The organism is Nevskia soli DSM 19509 (assembly GCF_000711955.1).
Lineage (GTDB): Bacteria > Pseudomonadota > Gammaproteobacteria > Nevskiales > Nevskiaceae > Nevskia > Nevskia soli.
In genome coordinates, this window is sequence record NZ_JONR01000001.1 from 214,647 (window position 1) to 232,054 (window position 17,408).

19 protein-coding genes and 1 pseudogene are annotated in these 17,408 nt (G+C 65.7%); 15 read left to right on the forward strand and 5 right to left on the reverse strand.

All coding sequences use genetic code 11. The features are described from left to right. The 10 genes from BP26_RS0100955 (at position 1) to BP26_RS0101000 (ending at position 10,606) form a co-directional block, all read left to right on the forward strand. A complete protein-coding gene (locus tag BP26_RS0100955) occupies positions 1-999 on the forward strand; it encodes an acetyl-CoA carboxylase carboxyltransferase subunit alpha (protein WP_051747969.1) in 999 nt (332 codons plus the stop codon). A gap of 724 nt (positions 1,000-1,723) precedes the next feature. Then, positions 1,724-3,040 carry a tRNA lysidine(34) synthetase TilS gene (gene tilS, locus BP26_RS0100960; protein WP_051747971.1) on the forward strand — a complete coding sequence of 439 codons (1,317 nt, stop codon included), beginning with the start codon at positions 1,724-1,726 and terminating at the stop codon, positions 3,038-3,040. Between the two features lie 91 nt (positions 3,041-3,131). Further along, entirely contained in the window at positions 3,132-3,665 is a 534-nt protein-coding gene (locus BP26_RS0100965; protein WP_029918708.1) for an adenine phosphoribosyltransferase, read from the forward strand. Between the two features lie 245 nt (positions 3,666-3,910). Further along, positions 3,911-4,327, forward strand: coding sequence for a hypothetical protein (locus BP26_RS0100970; RefSeq protein WP_029918709.1), 417 nt, complete (start codon positions 3,911-3,913; stop codon positions 4,325-4,327). A gap of 182 nt (positions 4,328-4,509) precedes the next feature. Then, positions 4,510-5,613 carry a phytoene/squalene synthase family protein gene (locus BP26_RS0100975; RefSeq protein ID WP_036515761.1) on the forward strand — a complete coding sequence of 368 codons (1,104 nt, stop codon included), beginning with the start codon at positions 4,510-4,512 and terminating at the stop codon, positions 5,611-5,613. Between the two features lie 70 nt (positions 5,614-5,683). Continuing rightward, positions 5,684-7,666 (forward strand): squalene--hopene cyclase, encoded by a 1,983-nt coding sequence (gene shc, locus BP26_RS0100980; protein WP_084182672.1) that lies wholly within the window; start codon positions 5,684-5,686, stop codon positions 7,664-7,666. A gap of 16 nt (positions 7,667-7,682) precedes the next feature. Further along, complete coding sequence (locus BP26_RS0100985; RefSeq protein ID WP_036515763.1) at positions 7,683-8,390, forward strand: phosphorylase family protein; 708 nt, start codon at positions 7,683-7,685, stop codon at positions 8,388-8,390. A gap of 7 nt (positions 8,391-8,397) precedes the next feature. After that, complete coding sequence (hpnA, locus tag BP26_RS0100990; RefSeq protein WP_029918713.1) at positions 8,398-9,411, forward strand: hopanoid-associated sugar epimerase; 1,014 nt, start codon at positions 8,398-8,400, stop codon at positions 9,409-9,411. A gap of 19 nt (positions 9,412-9,430) precedes the next feature. After that, the gene (locus BP26_RS0100995; protein WP_029918714.1) at positions 9,431-10,114 is read left to right on the forward strand and encodes a DUF2459 domain-containing protein; all 684 of its coding nucleotides are present in this window, start codon (positions 9,431-9,433) and stop codon (positions 10,112-10,114) included. A 111-nt stretch (positions 10,115-10,225) separates the two neighbouring features. Beyond that, positions 10,226-10,606: a hypothetical protein gene (locus BP26_RS0101000; protein WP_157572293.1), complete on the forward strand. Its 381-nt coding sequence runs from the start codon at positions 10,226-10,228 to the stop codon at positions 10,604-10,606. Between the two features lie 150 nt (positions 10,607-10,756). On the opposite strand, the gene BP26_RS0101005 is transcribed toward BP26_RS0101000, so the two are convergent. Beyond that, on the reverse strand, positions 10,757-11,839 hold the full coding sequence (locus tag BP26_RS0101005) for an aldo/keto reductase (protein ID WP_029918716.1): 1,083 nt from the start codon (positions 11,837-11,839) through the stop codon (positions 10,757-10,759). Between the two features lie 92 nt (positions 11,840-11,931). Here BP26_RS0101005 and BP26_RS0101010 point away from each other — a divergent pair, with 92 nt between their 5' ends. Further along, the gene (locus BP26_RS0101010; RefSeq protein ID WP_029918717.1) at positions 11,932-12,339 is read left to right on the forward strand and encodes a MarR family winged helix-turn-helix transcriptional regulator; all 408 of its coding nucleotides are present in this window, start codon (positions 11,932-11,934) and stop codon (positions 12,337-12,339) included. A gap of 112 nt (positions 12,340-12,451) precedes the next feature. On the opposite strand, the gene BP26_RS0101015 is transcribed toward BP26_RS0101010, so the two are convergent. Next, a complete protein-coding gene (locus BP26_RS0101015; protein WP_029918718.1) occupies positions 12,452-12,841 on the reverse strand; it encodes a YchJ family protein in 390 nt (129 codons plus the stop codon). Beyond that, positions 12,838-13,416, reverse strand: a complete 579-nt coding sequence (locus BP26_RS0101020; RefSeq protein WP_029918719.1) for a DUF3228 family protein — start codon at positions 13,414-13,416, stop codon at positions 12,838-12,840. The genes BP26_RS0101015 and BP26_RS0101020 overlap by 4 nt, the downstream gene beginning before the upstream one ends. 164 nt (positions 13,417-13,580) lie before the next feature. Between BP26_RS0101020 and BP26_RS0101025 the strand changes: the two genes are divergently transcribed. The 4 genes from BP26_RS0101025 to BP26_RS0101040 are packed head-to-tail and all read left to right on the forward strand — an operon-like array spanning position 13,581 to position 15,194. Continuing rightward, the gene (locus BP26_RS0101025) at positions 13,581-13,913 is read left to right on the forward strand and encodes an ArsR/SmtB family transcription factor (RefSeq protein WP_029918720.1); all 333 of its coding nucleotides are present in this window, start codon (positions 13,581-13,583) and stop codon (positions 13,911-13,913) included. After that, positions 13,913-14,479, forward strand: a complete 567-nt coding sequence (locus BP26_RS0101030; RefSeq protein WP_036515768.1) for an SRPBCC family protein — start codon at positions 13,913-13,915, stop codon at positions 14,477-14,479. Before BP26_RS0101025 ends, BP26_RS0101030 begins: the two co-directional genes overlap by 1 nt. 41 nt (positions 14,480-14,520) lie before the next feature. After that, positions 14,521-14,769, forward strand: coding sequence for a hypothetical protein (locus BP26_RS0101035; protein WP_029918722.1), 249 nt, complete (start codon positions 14,521-14,523; stop codon positions 14,767-14,769). Next, positions 14,766-15,194: a DUF1801 domain-containing protein gene (locus tag BP26_RS0101040; protein ID WP_029918723.1), complete on the forward strand. Its 429-nt coding sequence runs from the start codon at positions 14,766-14,768 to the stop codon at positions 15,192-15,194. Before BP26_RS0101035 ends, BP26_RS0101040 begins: the two co-directional genes overlap by 4 nt. Positions 15,195-15,323: 129 nt before the next feature. Here the strand turns inward: BP26_RS0101040 and BP26_RS27215 are convergent, their stop codons facing one another. Together BP26_RS27215 and BP26_RS0101050 are read right to left on the reverse strand one after the other, a co-directional pair. Further along, positions 15,324-16,607, reverse strand: a complete 1,284-nt coding sequence (locus BP26_RS27215; protein WP_084182673.1) for a S1C family serine protease — start codon at positions 16,605-16,607, stop codon at positions 15,324-15,326. Between the two features lie 331 nt (positions 16,608-16,938). Then, positions 16,939-17,231: pseudogene (locus BP26_RS0101050) on the reverse strand (thiamine pyrophosphate-dependent enzyme); the annotation flags it as partial. Positions 17,232-17,408: the final 177 nt, after the last annotated feature.

Genomic DNA, 17,408 nt, shown 5'->3' on the forward strand with positions numbered 1-17,408 from the left:
ATGAAGAGCTTGGCGACCTATCTGGATTTCGAGCAGCCCATCGCCGATCTTGAAAAGAAGATCGAAGAGCTGCGTTTCATGACCGGCGGCAGCGAGCTGAACCTGACCGAGGAGATCTCGCGGCTGGAAGCGCGGATCAAGGAGCAGAGCCAGCAGATCTTCGCCAACCTCAGCCCCTGGCAGATCGCGCAGCTGGCGCGCCATCCGCAGCGCCCCTATGCGCTGGACTACATCAAGGCCATCTTCACCGAGTGGGAAGAGCTGCACGGCGACCGCCACTTCGCCGACGATCCCGCCATTGTCTGCGGCGTCGCCCGCCTGGATGGTCGCGCCTGCGCCGTCATCGGCGAGCAGAAGGGCCGCGACACCAAGGAACGCATCTACCGCAACTTCGGCTCGCCGCGTCCCGAGGGCTACCGCAAGGCCCTGCGCGTGATGAAGCTGGCCGAGAAATTCAACCTGCCGGTCATCACCCTGATCGACACCGCCGGCGCCTACGCCGGCATCAGCGCCGAGGAACGCAACCAGTCCGAGGCCATCGCCCGCAACCTGTTCGAGCTGTCGCGGCTGCGCTCGCCGATCCTGGCCACCGTGACGGGTGAGGGCGGCTCCGGCGGTGCCTTGGCCATCGGCGTGGCGGACCACGTCATGATGCTCCAGTACGGCATCTACTCGGTCATCTCGCCCGAGGGCTGCGCCTCCATCCTGTTCAAGAAGGCGGACCGCGCCAAGGAAGCCGCCGAGGCGATGCGCATCACCGCCAAGGACCTGATCGAGAACAAGCTGGTCGACGAGATCATCCCCGAGCCGCTGGGCGGCGCGCATCGCGATCCGGCGGCGATGGCGGCTACCTTGCGCGAGCGGCTGATTTCCAACCTGGACCGGTTGTGCAAGGTGCCGATGACGCGCCTGCTGTCGGACCGCTATCAGCGCCTGATGTCGTATGGCGTGTATGAGGAACCGCAGGTCGTCACGCCGATGAATCAGGCTGCCGGCTGATTGGATGCTCCTTCCGTTCGCGGAAGGAGATCAGGGGAGGGATAGCGTTCTTTCCTCAGAAGGAAATAAAAGGCGGGACGAGGGCATAGCCCCCTCTCCCTACGCAGTGGGGAGAGGGCTGGGGTGAGGGGCCGCTTTCACATGAATGACACCCACCTCCGTTCGCCCCGAGTGCCCGCGCAGCGGGTGTGCTTTTCCGAATGTCCCGAGTGAATCGCGAAGCGATTTGTATCGAGGGAGGGGCCAAGCGCCGACCCATCCCCCAGCGTCATTCCCGCGAAGGCGGGAATCCAGTTTTGCTTTTCCCTTGTCATCCTGAGCGCAGCGAAGGATCTGGCCTCGCAGCTCTGAAACCTTCGTGTTCGCGCTTGCGCGCGAGGCCTTGGAGTCGCAGATTGAAATTGCGGTTCCGCCTTGAAGGCGGGTTACTTTCTTGTCTCCAGCGACAAGAAAGTAACCAAAGAAGCGCCGCCCCGATGTCTGCGCCGATCAATCACCTATCGGTGATTGATCGGTCCCCTGCGCTTCTCGGCCAAGGTGGGGTTTTTGTACAGGCCATCCCTGGCCTGTACAAAAACGCTTCGGCATCCTGCCTCGCCTCGCGCCAAACAGGCGCGAGCCTATGTCGCGGCGGACTCCGATGCTCGGCGCAGCCAGACGGGGGGAACATCAAAAGCACATCAAAAGCCGAAGCAAAGCAAAATCAAAAGCACGGTGCGGTGCTGTGACCGCCATTCTCGACAACTCCGCCGCCCTCCCTATCACCCCGCCTCCCCTCGCGCCGGGCGCCATCGTCCACGTTGCCTACAGCGGCGGTCTCGATTCCACCGTACTGCTCCACTTCCTCGCCCACTACAACCCGCGCTTCCGCCTGCGCGCGGTGCACATCCACCACGGCTTGCAGGCGCTGGCGGACGAATGGGCCGAAAAGTGCGCCCGCTTCAGCGCCACGCTCGGCGTGTCGTTCGAATTGCTGAAGGTGCAGATCGACGGGCTCGATCCCGCGGGACCGGAGGCGGCGGCGCGGGATGCGCGCTACGAAGCCTTGCGCGGCCTGATGCAGCCGGGCGACTGCCTGGCCACGGCGCATCATCGCAGCGACCAGGCGGAGACGGTGCTGCTGCGGCTGTTGCGCGGCAGCGGCGTGCAGGGGTTGTCGGCGATGCGGGTGCTGCGCCCGTTTCCTCCGGGCTGGCTGTGGCGGCCGTTTCTTGAACTTCCGCGCGAGCAGCTCTACGGCTACGCCCAGGAACATGGGCTGCGCTGGATCGAGGATCCGCACAACCGTGATCCGCGTTATTCGCGCTCCTGGCTGCGCAGCGAGTTGACGCCCCTGCTGCGTGAACGCTTTCCGCAGGTCGAGGAAAGCCTGGCGCGCACGGCGCGGCTGTCGGCCGAAGCGTCGATCTTGCTGGATGAACTGGCGGTGCAGGACCTGGCGCAGGCGGGGCAGGGTGAAGCGCTGGGCGTGAGCGCGCTGCTGGCGCTGAGTGCGCCACGGCGCCACAACCTGCTGCGCTACTGGCTGCGCCGGCAGGGCTTCGAGATGCCCGCGGCGGACATGCTGGATCGCGTCGAGCGCGAAGTGCTGGCCGCGGCCGAAGACGCGGAGCCCCTGCTGGTCTGGGCCGGCTGCGAGTTGCGCCGGTATCGCGACCGGCTCTATGCGATGGCGCCCCTGCCGCCGCCGCCCGCGGTGGACACGCCCCTGGCCTGGACCAGCGAGCAGTTAGGGCTGCCCCCGGGCTGCGGCCTGCTGCGCCTGCCAGTAGCGCCGCCGCCGGGCCTGAGCGTGCGCTTCATGCGCGGCGGCGAGCGCTTCCGCCCGGCGCAGGGTGCCTACAGCCGCACCTTGAAGAACCTCTTCCAGGAAGCCGGCGTGCCGCCCTGGGTGCGCCTGCGCACGCCGCTGGTGGAGGCCGGTGGCGAGTTGATCTACATCGCCGGCGTTGGCGGCAACGCACGCTGGCGCGAGCTGTTTCCGGGCACGGCGGAGCAGCCCGCATGGTTGCAAGCGCCGGTGGGCGCCGCCTCCGGCTAAAATGCCGCGCCGGCCTTCGCGCCATATGCGGTGCGGGCCTTTCGCAGGCTCGCGCAGCCGGCAATCCCGTCAGTCTCTTCCAGGTACTTGAATGTCGCCGGTCACCAGCCCCTTGCAGATCAGCTCCTTCGTCCGCGATGTCCCGGACTTCCCCAAGCCGGGCATCCTGTTCCGCGACATCACGCCGCTGCTGGCGAACGCGGCCGCCTTCGGCGCGGCCATCGAGCAGTTCGCCGCCGCGGTCGGGCCCCATCGCGTCTCCGCACTCGTGGCGATCGAATCGCGCGGCTTCATCTTCGGCGCGGCGCTGGCGCAGAAGCTGGGCCTGCCGCTGCTGCTGGTGCGCAAGCCGGGCAAGCTGCCGCGGCGCACGGTCAGCGTCTCCTACGAACTCGAATACGGCACCGACCGCGTCGAGATGCATGCCGACGAGATCGTCGCCGGCGCCCGCTACGCCGTGATCGACGACGTCATCGCCACCGGCGGCACCGCGGTGGCGGCGGCCGAACTGGTCGAGAAGCAGGGTGGTACGGTGGTCTGCTGCGCTTTCCTGATCGAGCTCGATTTTCTCAAGGGGCGCGAGCGGCTGGGCGGCCGGCCTGTGGAAAGCCTGCTGCATTACTAGCGGAAAACTGACGTATTGTTCAGTTCACTTAACAAAACTTAACTGTTGTTTTCGTGATGGCCTATTGCAACTTCTGGAAATCCAACCCCGGAAGGGGTAAGAATTGGCTCCAGGGGAGTTACTGCACAGCGGATGGTCGCTCATGTTGCGTACAGGGCTGGTTGAAGATCGTATTTCGATGACGGCGGGCGGACCGGTCCGCCAGGGCAGTTCCTTGGCGTTCGCCATCCGGCAGGAGTCGCACCATGGACTTTGAAGCCGGCCTGCCCATCCTGGTTGCTTCCTTCATGGCCGTGGTGCTGTTCACCTGGCTGCAGCTGGAGCGGCGCGCCATCCAGCACAATCTTTTCGTCTATTCCGGCAGCCGCCAGTCGCCCAACGTGACTGCGCGGCTGGAGCGGACCTATGCCCGGGTGCGGCAGGTAGTGCTCTGGTCCAGCCTGGCGGCGCCATCGGTGATGGCTTTTTCCGGGCAGCTCGACGAACACGGCATGGCCCAGGCCTTCAGCGGCGCCCTGCAGATCATCGCCCCCTTCACCTCGGCCTGCTTCTCGGCCGCGGTGGTGTGGCTGATCATCGCCTCGGCCCTGGTGGTGCACGCGTCCCACCTGCGCCTGCTGGAACTGTTCCGCTGCCCCTGCCAGCGCAAGGAATTCTGGTAAATCCGGGCGAATCGCGCCGGGAAACAAGAGGATGGATATGGAAATCCAGATTACCAGAATCGTTTTGCCGCCCGCCCGGTCATGCTGCAGCGCGCTATAATGGGGTTTATCGCTCAGGTCGCGCAGCGGTTTTTCGCTGGTTACCAGCTTCGCAGCAGCGTCCCCCGACCCGTTTTCTCTACATGACCGACAGCCCACTCAAAGAGGTTTGGCCAGGTACCGCTGAGGCATACCAGGACTACGTCCTGCCTCTGGTCTCGCGCACCTTTGCGCTGACCATCCCGCAGTTGCCCGGTGCCCTGCATCGCGTGGTGGCCAACGCCTACCTGCTGTGCCGCATCGCCGACACCATCGAGGACGATGCCGCCCTCTCGGCCGCCGACAAGCGACGCTACGAGGAAGCCTTCGTCGACGTCGTCACCGGCCGCGCCGACGCCGCGCAGCTGGCAGCCGAACTGAGCCCCAAGCTGTCCCTGGAAACCATCGAAGCCGAGCGCGACCTGATGCGCCGGCTGCCGTTGGTGGTCGAAGTGCTGCGCGGCTTCAACCGCGCCCAGCAGGCGGCGATCGAGCGCTGCGTCACCGTCATGTGCCGCGGCATGCACCGCTTCCAGCAGGGCGCCGGCATCCACGGCCTCGCCACCCAGCGCGAGATGGACGACTACTGCTACTACGTCGCCGGCGTGGTGGGCGAGATGCTGACCGAGCTGTTCTGCGACTTCGACCCGGTCATCGCCTCCCGCCGCGAGCAGATGCTGCGCCTGGCGGTGTCGTTCGGCCAGGCCCTGCAGATGACCAATATCCTCAAGGACCAGTGGGAAGACCGCTCGCGCGGCGCCTGCTGGCTGCCGCGCGAAGTGTTCCAGCGCCACGGCCTGGATCTGTCCAGGCTGCAGCCCGGCCAGTACACCCCGGCCTACGGCGCGGCCCTGTCCGAGCTGATCGGCGTGGCGCACTCCCATCTGCGCAACGCCCTGTCCTACACCCTGCTGATCCCGCCGCAGCACACCGGCATCCGCCGCTTCTGCCTGTGGGCCACCGGGCTTGCCGTGCTGACCCTGAAGAACATCCAGCACCGTCCGGATTTCGCCGGCGGCGCGGACATCAAGGTCACCCGCGGCGCGGTGGCCCGCACCATCATGGTCACCAACGTTTCGGTGAAGAGCGACGCCCTGCTGCGCCGCCTGTTCGATTTCGCCTGGCGCGATCTGCCGTTGACGCCGCTGGCGCCGGTATGGAGCGAACCCTCGCATCACCCCGCCCGGGAAACGATGCAGCACGCCTGAGTGCAGCCCGTCCGCGCCGGCCCGCAAGGCCGCGCGGATGCGGTGTCGAAGCTGAATGAAGGAAGCCCCGATGACCCCAGTTGCCCTTGCCCGCGCCCCGGCGCAGACGACCCTTGCGCCGGAAATCGGCCCCAACCTCGACCAGGCCATCGAGCGCGCCCGTGAAGCCCTGCTCGGCCTGCAGCAGAAGGACGGGCACTGGTGTTTCGAGTTCGAAACCGACTGCACCATCTCGGCGGAATACATCCTGATGATGCACTTCCTCGACGAGATCGACGAAGTGCTGCAGGAAAAGCTGGCCCGCTACATCCGCATCAAGCAGCGGCTCGACACGCACGGCGGCTGGCCCCTGTACCAGGACGGCGCCATCGACCTGTCCTGCACCGTCAAGTCCTACTACGCGCTGAAAGCTGCCGGCGACTCCATCGAAGCGCCGCACATGCAGCGCGCGCGCGAAGTGATCCTGGCCCACGGCGGCGCGGCCAAGAGCAACGTCTTCACCCGCATCCTGCTGGCCATGTTCGAGCAGGTGCCGTGGCGCGCCGCGCCCTACGTGCCGGTGGAGATCATGCTGCTGCCGAAGTGGGCGCCGTTCCACATCGACAAGGTGTCCTACTGGGCCCGTTCCACCATGGTGCCGCTGTTCATCCTGTGCACCCTGCAGGCCAAGGCCAGGAATCCGAAGCAGGTCGGCGTGCGCGAGCTGTTCGTCAAGCCGCCGGAAGAAGAGCGCCAGTATTTCCCCACCGCCGGCCTGATCAACAAGTTCTTCCTGGTGCTGGACAAGGTCGGCCGCACCTTCGATCCGCTGATGCCCAAGGCCCTGCGCGCCAAGGCCATCAAGAAGGCGGAGCAGTGGTTCCTGCCGCGCATGAATGGCGAAGACGGCCTCGGCGGCATCTTCCCGCCGATGGTCAACGCGCTCGAAGCGATGGACCTGCTGGGCTACGCCAAGGACCATCCGGCGCGCGCCACCTGCCTCAAGGCCCTGCAGAAGCTGATCGTGCAGCGCGACGACGGCACCGCCTTCTGCCAGCCCTGCGTCTCCCCGGTATGGGATACCGGCTGGGCCGCGATGGCCCTGCTGCGCGCCGGCAAGGATGAGCAGACCCAGGCCGCGGTGACGCGCGCGCTGGAGTGGCTGGCGCCGTTGCAGGAGCTGGAAGTGAAGGGCGACTGGGCCGTCAACGCCCCTGACCTCGCGCCGGGCGGCTGGGCTTTCCAGTACGCCAACGCCTACTACCCGGACCTCGACGACACCGCCATGGTCGCCGGCCTGCTGCACATCGCCTACAAGGGCACGCCGCAGGAAGGCAAGTACCGCGAGCGCGTCGAGCGCGCCGCCGACTGGCTGGTGGGCATGCAATCCGACGACGGCGGCTTCGCCGCGTTCGACCGCAACAACACCCACTACCACATCAACCACATCCCCTTCGCCGACCACGGCGCCATGCTCGATCCGCCGACCGAGGACGTCTCCGGCCGCGTGTTGGCCGGCCTCGGCGTACTCAAGCGCGAGCAGGACCGCGACGCCATCCGCCGCTGCGTCGACTACCTCAAGCGCGTGCAGCAGCCGGATGGTTCCTACTGGGGCCGCTGGGGCACCAACTACATCTACGGCACCTGGTCGGTGCTGGCCGGCCTGGCCCTGGTCGACGAAGACCTCGAGCAGCCCTGGATCCGCAAGTCGATCGACTGGCTCAAGGCCAGGCAGCATGCCGACGGCGGCTGGGGCGAGACCAACGACAGCTTCGACAAGCCGGAGCTGCGCGGCAGCAACTATGGCGTCAGCACCGCCCACAGCACCGCCTGGGCCCTGCTCGGCCTGATGGCCGTGGGCGAGCACCGCTCGGAAGCGGTACGCCGCGGTATCCAGTGGCTGCTCGAAGACCAGCAGCTTGCCGATGAGCACCTGGCCGGCCTCTGGTACCACCCGAGCTACAACGCCCCGGGCTTTCCGCGCGTGTTCTATCTCAAGTACCACGGCTACACCGCGTACTTCCCGCTGTGGGCGCTGACGCGCTACCGGCAGCTCATCGCGCGCAACGCCTGACCGGCCGCCCCGGCCGGTGAAAACCGTCGGCATCGTCATCGCCCTCGAAGCGGAAGCGCGGGCGCTGACCCCGCGCAAGCTGCGCCTCGGCGTGGTCGAGAACCTGGAGGGCGTGCGCGTCCACATCTGCGGCATGGGCATGGCCGCGGCCGCCGCCGCCGCGCAGGCCCTGGCCGAGGCCGGCGTGGAAGCGCTGGCCATGTACGGCGTCGCCGGCGCGCTCGACCCCGAGCTGGCTTCCGGCGCGCTGCTCTGTCCCCGCGAAGTGCTGGACCAGAACGGCGAGCGCTACGCCACCGACGCCGGCTGGCGTCGCCGCCTCGGTGCCGGCCTGGGCAATCTCGTCCTGCGCGATGAAGCGTTGCTTACCGTCAGCGCGCCCCTGCTTACCCCGCAATCCAAGGCCGACGCCCGCCGCGACTACAAGGCCGCGGCCGTGGACATGGAAAGCGCCGCGGTGGCCGACGTGGCGCGCGCCCTCGGCCTGCCGTTCCTGGCCCTGCGCGCCATCGCCGACAGCGCCCAGGACAGCATTCCGGTCCCGCTGGCCGGCGCCATCGATTCCTGGGGCAGGGCGCAGGCGTTGAACATGGCCGCCGCTTTGTTGCTCCATCCCACCCTGATCCCGCGACTGCCACATCTCGCCGCTACCATGAACCGCGCCAGTGCCGCCCTGCGTCGTGCCACGCAAGCCGCAGGCATCGGCCTGGCCTTTGACCATTGAGCATCCGATGAACGCATCCGCATCCACCGCAAAGCCCCGCGCCCTGGTCACCGGCGCCACCGGTTTCGTCGGCTCCGCCGTGGCGCGGCGCCTGCTCGCCGAAGGCTTCATCGTGCGCGTGCTGGCGCGCCCGGGCTCGGACCGCCGCAACCTCGCCGGCATCGAAGTCGAAGTCGCCGAGGGCAACCTTACCGACGCCGCGTCGCTTGAACGCGCCTGCGCCGATTGCGACGCCCTGTTCCACGTCGCCGCCGACTACCGCCTGTGGGCGCCCAAGCCCGAAGAGCTGTACCAGGCCAATGTCGAAGGCACCCGCGCCCTGATGCAGGCGGCCAGAAAGGCCGGTGTGAAGCGCATCGTCTACACCAGCAGCGTCGCCGTGCTCGGCATCCCCAAGGACGGCACCCCCGGCAACGAGGATACGCCTGTCACCGTCGACGACATGATCGGCCACTACAAGCGCTCCAAGTTCCTCGCCGAGGAAGTGGTGCGCGAGATGGCGCGAGACGGCCTGCCCGTGGTCATCGTCAACCCGTCCACCCCCATCGGCCCGCGCGACCTCAAGCCCACCCCCACTGGCCGCGTCGTGCGTGACGCCGCCGCCGGCAAGATGCCGGCCTACGTCGATACCGGCCTCAACCTCGCCCACGTCGAAGACGTCGCCGAAGGCCACTGGCTCGCATACCAGAAGGGCGTCATCGGCCAGCGCTACGTCCTCGGCGGCACCGACATGAGCCTGCGCGAAATCCTCGCCATGATCGCCGACATCGTCGGCCGCAAGCCGCCCAAGGTGCGCCTGCCGCATGGCGTGGTGCTGCCCATCGCCTACATCTCGGAAACCTTCGCCCGCCTCACCGGCATTCCGCCCGTGGCCACGGTGGAGGAAGTGCGCATGTCGAAGAAGCTCATGTTCTTCTCCAGCGAGAAGGCCAGGCGCGAACTCGGCTACACCCAGCGCCCCGCGCGCCAGGCCCTGGAAGACGCCGTGCACTGGTACCGCGACAACGGCTACCTGGGCTGAGCGGGCCGGCGCATTTCCCATGCGGCACCCGCATTCCCCCGTTGTCTTCGCACTGGCCCTGCTCAGCCTGTGCCTCGCCGCATGCAGCGCCGTCCCGCTGGAAACCACGCGTGCGCCCGCGTCCCAGGTGCAGCACGCCGATGCCGATATCTATGTCTACGTCCTGCGCCGCGGCCGCCACACCGACCTCGTCCTGCCGGTGGCGCAACTGCGCAACCCCTTGCGCACCCTGGCCGTCGAATTTCCGGACGTGCATTACCTCACCTTCGGCTTCGGCGACCGCCAGTACGTCCTCGCCACCCACAAGAACCTCGCCCACGCCCTCCTGGCCCCATTCCCCGGCGCCGGCCTGCTGCTCGTCACCGCCCTGGAAAACCCGCCGATGGACGTCTACGGCCGCGACCACCTCGTGGCCCTGCCGGTAACCCAGGAACAGATCGACGCCATCAGCCGCTTCGTCTGGGATTCACTCCAGCAGAACGAGCAAGGCGAAGTTCCGCCATACCTGCCCGGCATCTACCCCGGCAACATCTACTACCCCTCGACCCACACCTACTACGGCCTCTACACCTGCAACACCTGGACCGCGGATGCGCTGAAGAGCGGGGGGCTGCCGTTCAGCACCTCCGGCGTGATCCTGGCAGGGCAGGTGTGGGATCGAGCGCATGCGATCGCGGCGGATGAAACGAAGACCGCAAATTGATCCGGCATAATATTTACAGTCGGTGAAATTTCAAAGGTTGCGGTATGGCTTGTTGGATTGGACCGAACCAAAAATATTTCTCATTCGATTCAATGAGTACTGGATCGCACTGTGAGTGAGTTGCAGATATCTGCTGACGAGGTCCATGGTGACGCTCGCGATGCTGATGTTGCTGCAGCGCTGGCGAACATCATTCGTGACCTCACCGGGCGACCTGCCGTGTTTGTCGATCCGGCAACGCTCACAGCCCTTGTCTCGTTGCAAGACTTTTCTGCCACTCAAACTGAGCATTTCGTGAATGAACTGCTGGCGTTGTCGCGTTCTACCACCTACACGTTTACCATCACTGCAACACTTGATGAGCATCGGCGCCGGGCCCTTCTGGCAAAGAGGCCGGGGCGGTTTCTTGGTGACGGCGAGGTTGTTCACGTGCGGCCAGACGAAGGGGCGGTTTTACATGCCTATTTTCAGTATCTGCTCGGCGATTTCTAACAACGCACTCCAATGCGGTGCGCCAGCAAGCGTAGGGGCTTAACACACTCGCGGCCTTCTTCATGTGCAGCCAAAGAATGGAAGCTCAGGATTCCGGCTCCCTTCACCACCAAGCCCGCCCCGGAATGCCGGGGCGGACTGTGACTAGCCTCAGTACGGCTGGCGCCCCTGCTCGATAACGAAAGGCGAGGGCGGTGCAAAGACCCCGTTCACCATGGTGCCGCCGTGATGGATCGACGGGAACATGGGCTGCATGTTCTGCGGGAAGCCGAATACCGGCTGGGTCAGGGAATCGAGGCGTGAGCGCTGCTCCGCGCTCAGCACCAGTTCCAGTGCCTTCACGTTGTCTTCGAGCTGCGCCATGCGGCGCGCGCCGATGATCGTCGAAGTCACGCCCGGGCGTCCCTGCACCCAGGCCAGCGCCACGCGGGCCGGCGTGCTGTCGTGGGCCTTGGCGATAGCTTCCAGCTCGTCGACCACGGCATAGGCCTTCTCGTTGAGGAAGGTGCCGGCAAAGGCGCGGCCGTTCTCGACCTGGCCGGCGTTGCGGCGGGTGTACTTGCCGCTGAGCACCCCGCTTTTTAGCGGTGACCAGGGCGTGATGCCCAGTCCGAATTCCAGCGCCATCGGCACCAGCTCCTGCTCCACCGAGCGCTCCAGCAGCGAGTACTCGATCTGCAGGCCGATGAAGGCCGACCAGCCGCGGAAGCGCGCGAGCATATTGGCCTCGACGATCTTCCATGCCGGCGTGTCGGACACGCCCAGGTAGCGCACCTTGCCGGCGCGCACCAGGTCTTCAAGGGCCGCCATGGTCTCTTCCATCGGCGTGTGCACATCCCAGTTGTGCAGCCAGTAGAGATCGATGTAGTCGGTCTGCAGGCGGCGTAGCGAGTTTTCACAGGCGGCGACGATGGACTTGCGGCCGGAGCCGCCGCCGTTGGGGTCGCCGGGGTAGAGGCTGCCGCTGAACTTGGTGGCGAGGACCAGGCGGTCGCGGCGCGCCGGGTGGCGGCCGATGTGGTCGCCGATGATTTTCTCGGAATGGCTCGCGGTGTAGAAGTTCGCGGTATCGATGAAGTTGCCGCCCAGCTCGATGTAACGGTCGATGATCTGCTGCGACTCCTCGACGCTGGAGCCCCAGCCGAGGTCTTCGCCGAAGGTCATCGCGCCCAGGCAGAACGGGCTGACGCGGAGGCCGGAGCGGCCGAGGGTGACGTAATGGTTCAGGGACATGACGAAATCCTTTAAAATGGGTGATTGTTCAAAAACAAATATAGTTTATTTTTAAACATTATTTACCGATCAACCGGATCAGCGCAAGTCCCATGGCCAAAATCGACGCGGCGAAACTGTGGTCCCTGCATTACCGCCTGCTCAACACCATCATCGTCGGCGTGGCGCCGCAGCTGGAGGCCATGGGCATGGAGACGAAGGAACTGTTCATGCTGGCGGCGATCGACGAGCACCCCAATCCGGCGGCGCTGGCGGACACGCTTTGTATGCCCAAGCCGACGGTGACGGTCTACCTGAAGCGGCTCGAGGCGATCGGCTTTGTCCGCCGCGCCATCGACCCCGGCGACCTGCGCCGCCACCGCCTCAGCGTGACCCCGGCGGGCCGCAAGGTGTTGACGCAGGGCCAGGCGCTGCTGACCGAGGCCTTGGGCCTGCGCCTGGCGCGGCTCAGTGCCGCCGAGCAGGCGCAGCTGGCGGCATTGCTCGAAAAGCTGGGCTGAGCTTCGTCTTGGCAGGAATAGGGTGGGTGCCAAAGCATGCGCCTCCAGGCGAAGCGCAACGCGTCCACTGGTTGCCGATCGGCGGAGGCACGGCCTTCGGTCCTTATCGACCCTACGCCCGCTGATCTCCATCCACGTACAACCACCGCCCCTCTTCACGCACGAAGCGGCTGCGCTCCTGGATCCGCACCGCCGAGCCGCCGCCGATGCGGTAGCGCGCCACGAACTCCACCTCCGCCCGGTCAGGGCCCGTGTCACGCGCGCTCTTCACGGTCAGGCCCAGCCACTTCGTCCCCGCTTCGAGACCGACCGAGGCTGGCCGCGTGCTGGCGTGCCAAGTGGCCAGCAGGTAGGGCTCGTTGTGCAACACGTAAGCGCTGTAGCGGGAGCGCATCAGTGCCTCGGCGGTCGGTGCTTCCATCGTGCGATGCCAGCGCGCGCAGCAGGCATCGAGCACATCGCCGCTACCGCAGGGGCACAGCCCCGCCGATTCCTTGCTCAAGGCTTCGGCCCCGGCGAGGGATCGCGCCAGTTGGCGTTGCGTTCCCAGAATTCCACGCTGCGCTGGTAGGCCGCGCGATCCAGCGCAACGCCCGAGCCGCCTTCCGTAACGCCGAGTGCGTTGCGCATCATCGTGATCGGCGCCATCGGAATCTCTTCAGGCTCCAGCGTATAGAGGCAGCCGACGACACCCCAGTCCGCCTGGATCTTCCCGCCTTCCTTGTGCAGCTGCTCGCGGCTGTACAGGATCGGGATCAGGTAACCGGCGACGGGCGCTTGCACCCCTTCGAACCAGCGCACGAGGACCGGCAGTTCCGCGGGGCTGCGCGACTCGTAGCCGGAACGCAGCAAATGCCGGTTATCCGGCGTGATGGGGATCGTCAGGCAACGCGTGGACGTCCAGTTGGCGTGGACATGGAGCTTGCAGAATTCGGCGTAGCCGTCGAGCACCTTCAGCGGCGCGTGCTCGTTCAGGTAGCGCTCGAATTCCTCCGCCGAGCAATCCTGGATCGTATTGCCGCGCTTCTGCCTGGGAAACAGGCGGCCGATGGCGAAGTCCGTCAGTGCGATGTTCATGGGAGGTGGGATGAACGGATCATGGATGGCACGAGGGTGGGGCAGCGCCCTGGCTGCTGATTCCGGCGCATCTTATCGCGGAACAATCGCTCCGCGGCGGCCTTCGAGCCTGGCTCGTCGGTGCTCGTTTGACTTGAATATACTCGTATGGTTATATAACTGATATGGAATCAACCTTCGCCATCATTGCCGAGCCAAGCCGCCGCGCCATCCTGAGCCTGCTCGCAACGTCCGAGCGCTCCGTGGGAGATCTCGAGGAGGAATTGAATCTCTCGCAGCCCTCGGTCTCGAAGCACCTGCGGGTGCTGCGGGAGGCCGGATTCGTGGAGTCGCGCATCGACGCGCAGCGGCGCCTGTACCGGATCAAGCCGGAACCGCTGATGGAGATCGACGCCTGGCTCGCGCCATTCCGCCGCTACTGGTCGGCTCACGTCGATGCCCTGGAACGCCACCTCGACCAGATGAATCCCGCGCCACGCCGCAAGGGGAGGAAATGATGAGCAACCGTGATCAATACCTGCCGGGCCCTGCTTTCGGCGCCGAAGCCCGCAACGATGGGGAGAAGTGGACGCTCGTTCTTGTCCGCGAGCTGCGCCATCCGCCGGAGAAAGTCTGGCAAGCGCTGACTGAACCGGCCAATCTGCGCGAGTGGGCGCCGTTCGAGGCCGATCGCAGCCTCGCTTCCGTCGGCCCCGTCAGGCTTTCCACGGTCGGAACGCCGACGCCGCTGATCTCGGAAACGCAGGTGACGCGCGCCGAAGCGCCCAGCCTGCTCGAGTACCGCTGGGGCGACAACGACATGCGCTGGCAACTCGAGTCGTTCGGCGAGGGCACGCGCCTCACGCTCTGGCACAGCATCGGCCGCGACTTCATCTCGATGGGTGCGGCCGGCTGGCACATCTGCCTCGACGTGTTCGATCGGCTTCTTGCCGATGAACCCATCGGGCGTATCGTCGGTGGCGAAGCGATGAAATTCGGCTGGCCGCGCCTGAAAGCCGAGTATGGGAAGCAGTTCGGTACCGATACGCCCGGCGGGGCGCCCGGGACCGCCAAGAAATCGTGAATCGAGGGAACCGCCAGGTCCCGTCTTCGGAGGAGCTCGCCTTGAACTGGAACAAATGGAATCGGCAGACCCACCGCTGGCTGTCCATCGTCTTCACGGCGACCGTTGCCGCCAACTTCGCCATCCGGGCACAGGGCACGCCGCCGGACTGGGTGACCTACTCGCCGCTGCCCCCGCTCGCCTTGCTGCTCTTCAGCGGCCTGTACATGTTCGTGCTGCCCTATGCCGTCCGGTGGCGCGGCGGACGCGCTGAATCCCGCGCGGATTCCCAGCCGGGGATGAGGACATGAAGAAGCCGGCGAAGAAAGCGGACTCCACCACGGGCCAGCCGGCCTCCGTGCTGATCGACAGGAGAATCGCCGATCTCGGCGACTGGCGCGGCGAGACCTTGAGCCGGATGCGCAAGCTCATCCAGGAAGAAGACCCGGAGGTCGTGGAGGAGTGGAAGTGGATGGGCACGCCCGTGTGGTCGCACGACGGGATCATCTGCACCGGCGAATCCTACAAGGCGATCGTGAAGCTGACCTTCGCCAAGGGCGCGTCGCTGAAGGATCCGTCCAAGCTCTTCAACTCGAGCCTGGATGGGAACACCCGGCGCGCGATCGACATCCACGAGGGAGAGGAAGTCGACGCGGGCGCGTTCAAGACACTCATCCGCGCCGCGATCACCCTCAACACCTCCGGCGGCAAGGCGAAGCCAAAGCGGGCGAAGTAGGCCGCTCGCGGCTGTTCATGCTGGATCGTTGCAGCCGCGGACGCATTGACGACCGCGGCAGCTTATCGCTGCTTCCCCAGCGCCAGAGATTGGTCCGTGCCAGGGAATCAAGGGGGGGCAAATCAAAGCTTACTGCATATGGCTGGAGCTTGCCGTTTCCGGGCTGAACCTGATTTTCAGATGCCTTATGGCATCGTCGATGGGGATGAACAGGTTCAAGCTGCCCGTCTGATCCGGATGCAGTCCCTTCTCGGTCAAACCCACCACGGCACCGGATTTGTCCAGCAGCGGCCCGCCGGAATTGCCGTGCGTGACAGCCACATCGCATTGAATGAATTTGAATCCTCCATCGTTGCGATAGGCGCTGACAATGCCCCGTGTAACCGTGGTATCCAGCGCCAAATCCAGCGGCGTGCCAATGGCGAACACCTCGTCGGCCACTTCGGGCGCGGTGGCAAGCCGCAGATTCAGCGCGGGAAGATTGGATTCCGCCAGACGGATCAGGGCGACGTCGCGCGCGGCGTCGGTCCTCAGCACTTCCCCGATCACATCCCGTCCCGAGGCGAGGCGGACCTTGACCACATGTGCCTGCTCCACCACGTGCTGGTTGGTCAGCACGTAGCCGTCCGGGCTGATGATGAAACCGCTGCCGTGCCCGGTGGAAGTGATGACAGTAACCGTCCCGGCCCGGGCATCGCTGACGCCTGTGGGCGGTGTGGTGGCGGCGCGCAGCTGGATCGGCGGAAGTTCGGTTGATGTGGACTGGGCATTCCGCTTGCGCATCACCAGGTCATGAAACCCCTGGTTGGCCACCAGGTTGCGCACGGCAACATCGAAGGCCCCGGTGATGAAGGTCGGGATGCCGTACGTGCTGGTGGAATCGTTTTTGTATGCGCCTTCGGTGGAGACTTCATAGACGACCTTGCGTGTCAGGACGTCGTAGATTTGCCAGTTGACGTGGATGTAGGCGCCGCCTTTGGCGTATTCGTAGTTCTGCGAATTATCGTCGGGATAACAGGCGTCGATCTCCAGTTTATCGATCTGGCCGGCGACCTTGAGTTCCGCCTGGGATGCGCCGGCATCGTCGAACAGCGCATCCGGGTCCCCCACTACCGGATAGTTGGATTGTTTCAGGACTTCCTGGAAAGTCTGGGCCAGTTCCTCGTTGCCTATGTCGGCGCGTCCCGCGCGCCAGATCAGGCGGCCGCGGGTTTTGCAGAACAATCCACCCATCTGCTTGCCGACATCGTCGCCGCGATGCAGCTTTATCACCACCCGGCTCAGAAGCAACGGCTTGGCATCGCTGCCTTCGGTCACATCGAGCGCCGCCTGGGTGGTAACTACCGGTATCGAGCCAGTGGCGGAACAGCCGAACAGCAAAATACTGCCGAGTGCGGCAAAAAAAGTTCGCATCACGACTTCCCCCTTCCCCAAGTGGTCGCAAAATTCCCCGATTTGCGATCAGTTTAGCTTCCGTCGATGAACGGCGCTGTGGCCTGGTTCGCACCGGGACCTTGCACCCGGCACCCCCCTTTGCGCCGGCTCAGGCGAGGTACGGGCACCCCGACTGAGCCATCACTGAAGCCCGGCGGGCATGGCGCTCAGGGCGACCCATGGATTCCTCGGGGCCGTAACCGGGTTTGCCGTCTGGCTATTGAAGCGTGCCGGTGGCGCGAAGATGCGCCCGTCTGGCGCACGCGCCAACAGCCGCTACCCGGCCCCAGTCGAAGGAGAGTCTCCCGTCCCGCCAGAGATTAGTCCGTGCCAGGTCGAGCACTTCATCGCCCCGGCCGCTCATCACCGCCTTGAGCATGTAGAGCGTGAAGCAGGTGGCCATCTCGCTGCTGATCTTGGGCGGAACGGCGAGCCCCTGCCGGTTCACCACCGCGTCGACCAGCACCGGCCCGTCGTGCGCCAGCGCCGCCTTGATCCCGGGCTCCACGTCGGCCACGTCTTCCAGGCGGATGCCCTTGATGCCTGCCGCTTCTGCCGTCGCGGCGAAATTCGGTTGAAACCGGTGCCGCAGTCGAGGAAGCCGGTCGGCTCAGGCTGTCGTCGACGATGCCGTAGATGCGTTTGACGCCCGCGGCAGCCAGTGTTTCCGCGAATTGATCTGCAACCTTGGCCATGATGCCGCTCCTTGTTCAGTGAACTGTTCGGACATTCCGGCCAGCACAGCGCGGTGGGCGACCCGGGGTAGCGATCCGCGGGCCC

Excerpts from the sequence above, each read along its gene's own strand:
- BP26_RS0100955 (WP_051747969.1), top strand. The coding sequence starts at position 1 with ATGAAGAGCTTGGCGACCTATCTGGATTTCGAGCAGCCCATCGCCGAT.
- BP26_RS0100965 (WP_029918708.1), top strand. The coding sequence starts at position 3,132 with ATGTCGCCGGTCACCAGCCCCTTGCAGATCAGCTCCTTCGTCCGCGAT.
- BP26_RS0100970 (WP_029918709.1), top strand. The coding sequence starts at position 3,911 with ATGGACTTTGAAGCCGGCCTGCCCATCCTGGTTGCTTCCTTCATGGCC.
- BP26_RS0100975 (WP_036515761.1), top strand. The coding sequence starts at position 4,510 with ATGACCGACAGCCCACTCAAAGAGGTTTGGCCAGGTACCGCTGAGGCA.
- shc (WP_084182672.1), top strand. The coding sequence starts at position 5,684 with ATGACCCCAGTTGCCCTTGCCCGCGCCCCGGCGCAGACGACCCTTGCG.
- hpnA (WP_029918713.1), top strand. The coding sequence starts at position 8,398 with ATGAACGCATCCGCATCCACCGCAAAGCCCCGCGCCCTGGTCACCGGC.
- BP26_RS0100995 (WP_029918714.1), top strand. The coding sequence starts at position 9,431 with ATGCGGCACCCGCATTCCCCCGTTGTCTTCGCACTGGCCCTGCTCAGC.
- BP26_RS0101005 (WP_029918716.1), bottom strand. The coding sequence starts at position 11,839 with ATGTCCCTGAACCATTACGTCACCCTCGGCCGCTCCGGCCTCCGCGTC.
- BP26_RS0101010 (WP_029918717.1), top strand. The coding sequence starts at position 11,932 with ATGGCCAAAATCGACGCGGCGAAACTGTGGTCCCTGCATTACCGCCTG.
- BP26_RS0101020 (WP_029918719.1), bottom strand. The coding sequence starts at position 13,416 with ATGAACATCGCACTGACGGACTTCGCCATCGGCCGCCTGTTTCCCAGG.
- BP26_RS0101025 (WP_029918720.1), top strand. The coding sequence starts at position 13,581 with ATGGAATCAACCTTCGCCATCATTGCCGAGCCAAGCCGCCGCGCCATC.
- BP26_RS0101030 (WP_036515768.1), top strand. The coding sequence starts at position 13,913 with ATGAGCAACCGTGATCAATACCTGCCGGGCCCTGCTTTCGGCGCCGAA.
- BP26_RS0101040 (WP_029918723.1), top strand. The coding sequence starts at position 14,766 with ATGAAGAAGCCGGCGAAGAAAGCGGACTCCACCACGGGCCAGCCGGCC.
- BP26_RS27215 (WP_084182673.1), bottom strand. The coding sequence starts at position 16,607 with ATGCGAACTTTTTTTGCCGCACTCGGCAGTATTTTGCTGTTCGGCTGT.